We start from the raw sequence: 6,401 nt of genomic DNA on the forward strand, positions 1-6,401 counted from the left end.
TCGTGTCATGATGCGGTTTGATGATCTGTTTCTTAAAGGGCTGGATACTCTCGCCGGGCAGGGCCGTCTACGGTCGTGCCGGGACTGGCGTGCCGAGGGTGGTGCGTTCCTGCGGCAGGGTGCCGAGGGTGCGAGCGTGGTGGATTTTTCCTCCAACGACTATCTGGGCCTGCGCACGCACCCTCTGCTGGCTGAACGCGGGGCGGAGTGGGGGCGGCTTTTTGGTAGCGGCAGTGGGGCATCGCGGCTGGTTACAGGCTCCATGCCTGCCACCCGTGGGCTGGAAAACAGGCTGGCAGCGCTCAAGGGCATGCAGGCTGCACGGATTTTTTCTTCCGGCTGGCAGGCTAACGCATCCATAGTGCCTGCTCTTGCCAGCCTGTCGCGGCAGGTGACGGGGGCTCCGGCCACGGTTCTGGCAGACAGGCTCATGCATGCCAGCCTGTATCAGGGCTGTGCGGCTGCGGGTATCAGGCCGGTCAGGTTCCGTCATAACGATATGGAGCACCTGCGCGCCGTGCTGGAACAGGCCGCAGGGCCGGGTCTGCGGCTGATCCTGACGGAAAGCGTGTTCAGCATGGATGGCGACCGTGCCGATCTGGAAACGCTGCATGCCCTTGCCCGCCAGTATAATGCGTTTTTGTGTGTGGATGAGGCGCATGCCACGGGTATTCTGGGGGCACAGGGCAAGGGGCTTGTGGCCGGGCGGGCAGATCTGGTCGTGGGCACTTTCAGCAAGGGGCTGGGCAGTATGGGGGCGTTTGTAGCGGCCTCGGATGCTGTGTGCCGCTGGCTGGAAAACGCGGCCTCGGGGTTTGTGTTTTCCACTGCACCGTCACCTCTGGTGCTGGGGGCGGTGGACGCGGCGCTGGACCTGCTGCCGGGCATGGACCACTCCCGTGCTCATGTGGCTGAACTGGCAGACCTGTTTCGCCAGCGTATGACCGAACAGGGGCTGGATGTCGGCCCGTCATCCACGCAGATCGTGCCGGTTATTGTCGGGCGCGAACAGGATGCCCTGGCGCTTGCCCGTGCGGTCGAACAGGCTGGTTTTCTGGCCGTAGCCATTCGCCCGCCCACGGTGCCGCCGGGTGCCTGTCGCCTGCGTGTGGTGCTGCATGCACACCACACCCATGAGCAGGTGGAAGCGCTGGCTACAGCCATTATACAGGCCAGCCGGAGCCTGCCTCATGACTGACCCCCGTGTGGTGCTGGTTCATGGCTGGGGTTTTGGACCTGCGTTCTGGGCCCCGCTGCGCGAAAGGTTGGGCTGGTCTGATGTTACCGTGGCCGATTTAGGCTTTTTCGGCGGCGGGCAGGGGGTGGACCCGACATCGCTGGCGGCGTTCTGTCAGGCGGGTGGCCCTGTGCTGGCCGTAGGACATTCACTGGGCTTTTTGTGGCTGGCCAGTCAGGTGAGCTTACCGGAAGGCAGTTTTCTGGCAGGGATCAATGCTTTTGGCTGCTTTGCAGCACGGCCAGATTTTTCCGCCGGTGTAGCGCCGCGCGTGCTGGGGCGTATGGTACAGGGACTGGACAGGACTCCCCTGACCGTTGTGAACGATTTTCGCGCGCGTTGTGGCGCTGCGCCTCTAGCCGAGGAAATGGCGCTGGATGTGCCTGCTCTCACCGCAGGGCTGGCCCTTTTGCGCGAGGGCGATGCCCGCACCTCGCTGGCAGGTATGCAGGGGCGTGTGGCCGTGCTGGCCGGGCAGGAAGACCCGATCGTGCCTCAGGCCATGACCGTGGCGTCCCTGCCAGGAACGCTTGATCCCCTCTGGGCAAAAGGGGGGCACCTGCTGCCACAGACCGACCCGGACACCTGCGCTGCTTTTGTGGAGCGGTGCCGCCAGACAATGCGGGAGATGCCGTTATGACCGGTTCCTTGACAGGAGAAACACCGCAGCCCGTTACGCTACGGCAGGCGCATATCCGCGACCGTTTTGATGGCGCGCAGGGCTATGACGAGGCTGCAACACTCCAGCGGGTGGCGGCGCGCACTCTGGCGGGCGATCTGGCGCACACTATGGCCGAGCGGGCGCATACACCTTTGCGCGTGCTGGAAATTGGCTGTGGCACTGGCTTTTTGAGTGCGCAGCTATGTGCCCTGTGGCCGCAGGCCCATATTCTGGCGACGGATTACGCCCCACAGATGCTTGAGCGTGTCACTGCCCGGCTGGGTACGCGGGTGGATGTCCGGTTGATGGACGCCGCTATGCCGGATATCGGCGGCCCGTTTGATGTCATTTGCGGCAATCTGGTGCTGCAATGGCTGGATAACCCAGCTGAAGCCCTGAACCGGCTGGCGGGCCTGCTGGCACCCGGTGGCGTGCTGGCGGTTTCGACCCTGCGCGCGGGCACGTTTGCCGAGTGGCAGACAGCGTGTGAGCAGGAAGGGCAGAGGCCCGCAACGCCTGCTTACCCGGATATGGCGGCATTGGCCCTTTGGGTGCCGTATCCTTGTCAGGGCGTATGGCGGGCTGAGCGCTGTGTGCAGGCCTTTGGCACGGGGCTGGATTTTGTCCGGCATCTGAAGGCAACCGGAGCCAATACGCCGCGGGCAGATGCCTCAGGCATGAGTGCCGGGGCGCTGAGGCGTGTGGCCACCCGTTTTGAGGAAAGCGGCGCTGCCGTAACGTGGGAACTGGCATATGGGTGTTTCCGACGCCCGGCGCGTGCGGGTGTGTTCGTAACCGGAACCGATACCGGTGTGGGCAAAACGCTGGTTTCGGCCTGTCTGGTGCGGCGCTGGCAGGCGCTATACTGGAAGCCCCTGCAAAGCGGGCTTGCGGATGAGGAAGGCGATACCCCGACTGTTTCCAGACTGGCAGGGGGAGAGTCCATGCAGGGGCAGGGCGTGCGGTGTTTCCCACCCGCCGGGGCCTATCAGGCCTCGCTATCTCCCGAAGCAGCCGCGCGTGCGGAAGGTGTGACGATCGACCCCGCCCTGCTGGCCCTGCCTATGGAGGCGCCGCAGCAACCGCTTGTGGTGGAAGGGGCTGGCGGTTTGATGGTGCCAGTGACGGACGAGATCATGATGGTCGATCTGGCGCAGCGTTGGGGGCTGCCTGTTGTGCTGGTGGCACGCAGTGGGCTGGGCACGCTCAATCATACGCTGCTCAGCCTTGAGGCCCTGCGTGCCCGAGGTATTGCCGTGGCAGGTGTGGTGCTGAATGGCCCGCCCAACCCGGAAAACAGCCGTACGATTGCCGATAAGGGTAAGGTGCGGATTCTGGCCGAAATCCCGCATGAAGCCGAGCTAGATGCTCCGACCGTGGAGAGGCTGGCAGCCCTGCTTCCGCCATGGTCAGAGATTGCTGGCGCGTAAGGCGCTGCTTCCCCCGTAAGGGGAGCCGCCAGAGGGGCTGGCGGCTGAACCTGTGTATGAAGGCGGTTAGTACTGCCGCAGCAGGCCGCTGAGCTGGCCTTGGATGCGGAGCCGGTCGGCGGGAACAATCCGTGTTTCGTAGCGTGCATTTGCGGGTTCAAGCGCAATCATGCCGCCTTTGCGGCGCAGGCGCTTGAGCGTGACTTCGCTTTCATCAATCAGGGCCACGATAATCTGCCCGTTTTCGGCCTGATCGGTCTTGCGGATGATCACCTGATCTCCATCCATGATACCGGCTTCGATCATGGAATCGCCAGCGACTTCCAGCGCGTAATATTCGCCGTTGCCCAGCATGGCCGCAGGCACGCTCAGGCTGGCCCCTGCGGAGGCCACGGCCTCAATCGGCAGGCCGGCGGCAATACGGCCGTAGAGCGGCACCTTGATGGTTTCCTGCTCGTTTTCCTGTGCGGGGCGGTTAAAGCGCGCACGAATTACGTTAGCGGGCAGTTCTGCCTCGGCTCCCGGCAACTGAATGACCTCGAGCGCACGAGCACGGTGATGGTGGCGGCGCAGAAAACCGCGCTCTTCCAGCCCCGAAATCAGGCGGTGAATACCTGATTTGGAGCGCAGGCCCATGGCTTCGCGCATTTCGTCAAAGGAAGGGGAAAAGCCCGTTTGCCTGAGGTGCGAATCAATGAACAGAAGAAGTTTGTGCTGTTTGCGTGTCAGCATTTCGCACCCCGGAAAGCAAGTGAAAAAATCGGGAAAGCCCGCTTTTTGTTCTATGTAAGTTCTCGTTTTCTGTCAATTGCTTCCCGGTGGTTCCGCTCAATTTCTTTGCGGTGATTGCGGCTTTGGGCGGGTCATGAAAGACGCACGATCTGGCATGGGCTCCCTGCCGCCGCCGCCGGGGCATGGGGGGCGCGGATGATAAGGGCCTGGCTCTGCGCCAGAATGTGAAGCTGTGCGGAGTCCTGACTGGCGAAAGGCGTGACAACGGGCAGGCTGTCGGGTGCTGGAGCGTTGGACAATGTGGCACGCAGGAAATCCTGCCGCTGGTCGTTCGGGCCGACATCCACACCCAGTATGGCCGGTTCGGTGGGGAGCGTGTCAGCAACAGCCATGCCCATCATGCGCTGGATGGCGGGGGCCACAAACACCGTGGAACAGACCAGCGCTGCCACCGGGTTGCCCGGCAGGCCGATGATGGGGGTAGAGCCGATATGCCCCGAAAGCAGGGGCTTGCCGGGTCGCATGGCGATTTTCCAGAAATCGAGCGTGAGGCCGATATCGGTCAGCGACTGGCGGACAAGGTCATAGGCCCCGACACTGGCACCACCTATCGTCACCAGCATGTCGCTCTGGCGCGCTTGGGCAAAGGCTTCGGTCAGGGAGCGTGTGGTGTCCCGTGCGGAGGGGAGCATGAGCACCTCGGCTCCGGCCTGTTGCAGGCAGGCCGTCACCATGAACAGTGCGGAATTGAAAATACCATCCTCACGAACGGGGTCGCCGGGCAGGGCAATTTCATCTCCCGTGCTCAGAACGCTTACGCGCGGTTTGCGGGTGACGGTCAGCCACGCATGCCCACTCGCCGCCGCAAGGCCGATTTCCTTGGGGCCGAGTCTGGTGCCCGCTTGCAGCAGGCATGTGCCCTGAGCGAAATCCTGCCCCTGCATGCGAATAAACCGGCCTGCGGCAGAGGCGTGTGTGAGGGTGATCCGGTCTCCCTCGCGCTGCGTGTTTTCCTGAATGATAACCGTATCGGCTCCGGCGGGGATCTGGCTGCCGGTGAAAAGCCGCACGCACTCGCCCGGCTGGATGACATGCGCCGTGGGGTGGCCTGCAGGGGCTTCGGCTATAACATGGAGTACAGCGCCTTCTGTGGCGTCCTGTGCGCGGGCGGCATAGCCATCCATGGCGGAAACCGACACAGGCGGATTGGCCCGGCGGGCGTGCACATCAAGGCCGAGAACACGCCCAAGCGCGCTGCCGAGTGGCACGGTTTCCTGCCCGCAGGCGACAATGCCCGACAGGATCCGTGCGCGCGCTGTGGCCACATCAAGCATAAATTATTCTCCTTTTGCTGCCCGAGGTACTGTTTTGGTGCAAGAAAGCTTGACCTTTTTCTTTTGTATGGCATTTTGCGGCCACTTGAACATCGCCGGAGCCGCATGTCCGGTTCCGTAAACACGCTCTGCCGAGGAAATCATGGCCAAGACCAATGTCATCAAGATCCGTCTCGTTTCGACGGCCGACACGGGTTACTTCTACGTGACCAAAAAGAATGCCCGCGCTCACACGGGCAAGATGGAACTCAAGAAGTACGATCCCGTCGCGCGCAAGCACGTCGTTTTCCGCGAAGCCAAGATTAAATAAATCTAGCGGAACGGGGCGGGCGGCATAGCCGCCTGTTACGGTGGGCTTTGTTCCACACAACGAAAAACGGCGCCTCAGGGCGCCGTTTTTCGTTCTAGGCCAGACAAGCCGCGCGTGATCAGAATAAAGGGTCATGCCGGTCATAGGGAATGACGATATCGTTCTTGTCGGCCATGTTCATCATGGCGCGGGCGCGTTCATCCAGAATATCGGTATCGAGAGACTGTTCTTTCAGGCCGTTGACGCGCCGCCGCCATGCGGCCTGTTCGGTCAGGGCGTCCTGCTGTGCCTGCTGTGCCTGTGCCAGCAGGCCAAGCTGCTGCTGATATGCCTGCATGCCATGGTCGCCCTGCGTGGCGTTCCAGCCGAAATACACCGTAATTCCGAGGAATACGGTGGGCGGTACGACAGCGCGAACAACACGGCGAATAAAGCGGCCTATCTGCACGTTTTCCAGTCCTGCTTGTAAAATGTGCGAAGTACAGCACCTTTACAGTACTAAACCACATATGCAGGCCGGTAAAGGGAATTGCAGCGCGCCGGATTGCCGGGGCTGGAGCCGGGTGCGGGGCCCCCCCCCCGGGGGGGCCCCCCGGGGGGGGGGGGGGGGGGGTTTTTTTTTTGAATCGCAGCCCAACCGCGGCCGGGGGGCGCGTGGGAGCGCGAGGGGGCGGGGAGGGGGTGTTTGTGGGGGGGG

General features: G+C 62.8%; 7 protein-coding genes. 4 read left to right on the forward strand and 3 right to left on the reverse strand.

Annotated elements, in window-relative coordinates:
- Positions 1-7: 7 nt before the first annotated feature.
- From ABF757_RS00090 to bioD, 3 genes are read left to right on the forward strand one after another with little or no spacing between them, the layout of a single operon-like run.
- Positions 8-1,198 (forward strand): aminotransferase class I/II-fold pyridoxal phosphate-dependent enzyme, encoded by a 1,191-nt coding sequence (locus ABF757_RS00090; RefSeq protein ID WP_415480401.1) that lies wholly within the window; start codon positions 8-10, stop codon positions 1,196-1,198.
- Entirely contained in the window at positions 1,191-1,877 is a 687-nt protein-coding gene (locus tag ABF757_RS00095; protein WP_415480402.1) for an alpha/beta fold hydrolase, read from the forward strand. The genes ABF757_RS00090 and ABF757_RS00095 overlap by 8 nt, the downstream gene beginning before the upstream one ends.
- Positions 1,874-3,328, forward strand: coding sequence for a dethiobiotin synthase (gene bioD, locus ABF757_RS00100; RefSeq protein WP_415480403.1), 1,455 nt, complete (start codon positions 1,874-1,876; stop codon positions 3,326-3,328). Before ABF757_RS00095 ends, bioD begins: the two co-directional genes overlap by 4 nt.
- A gap of 66 nt (positions 3,329-3,394) precedes the next feature.
- Here the strand turns inward: bioD and lexA are convergent, their stop codons facing one another.
- Both lexA and ABF757_RS00110 read right to left on the reverse strand, forming a co-directional pair.
- Complete coding sequence (gene lexA, locus ABF757_RS00105) at positions 3,395-4,060, reverse strand: transcriptional repressor LexA (RefSeq protein ID WP_415480404.1); 666 nt, start codon at positions 4,058-4,060, stop codon at positions 3,395-3,397.
- A gap of 131 nt (positions 4,061-4,191) precedes the next feature.
- Complete coding sequence (locus ABF757_RS00110; RefSeq protein WP_415480405.1) at positions 4,192-5,394, reverse strand: molybdopterin molybdotransferase MoeA; 1,203 nt, start codon at positions 5,392-5,394, stop codon at positions 4,192-4,194.
- Positions 5,395-5,536: 142 nt separating this feature from the next.
- Here ABF757_RS00110 and rpmG point away from each other — a divergent pair, with 142 nt between their 5' ends.
- Positions 5,537-5,704, forward strand: coding sequence for a 50S ribosomal protein L33 (rpmG, locus tag ABF757_RS00115; protein ID WP_003623017.1), 168 nt, complete (start codon positions 5,537-5,539; stop codon positions 5,702-5,704).
- A gap of 118 nt (positions 5,705-5,822) precedes the next feature.
- On the opposite strand, the gene ABF757_RS00120 is transcribed toward rpmG, so the two are convergent.
- The gene (locus tag ABF757_RS00120; protein ID WP_025861713.1) at positions 5,823-6,152 is read right to left on the reverse strand and encodes an FtsB family cell division protein; all 330 of its coding nucleotides are present in this window, start codon (positions 6,150-6,152) and stop codon (positions 5,823-5,825) included.
- Positions 6,153-6,401: the final 249 nt, after the last annotated feature.

This window comes from Acetobacter papayae, assembly GCF_047721125.1.
GTDB lineage: Bacteria > Pseudomonadota > Alphaproteobacteria > Acetobacterales > Acetobacteraceae > Acetobacter > Acetobacter papayae.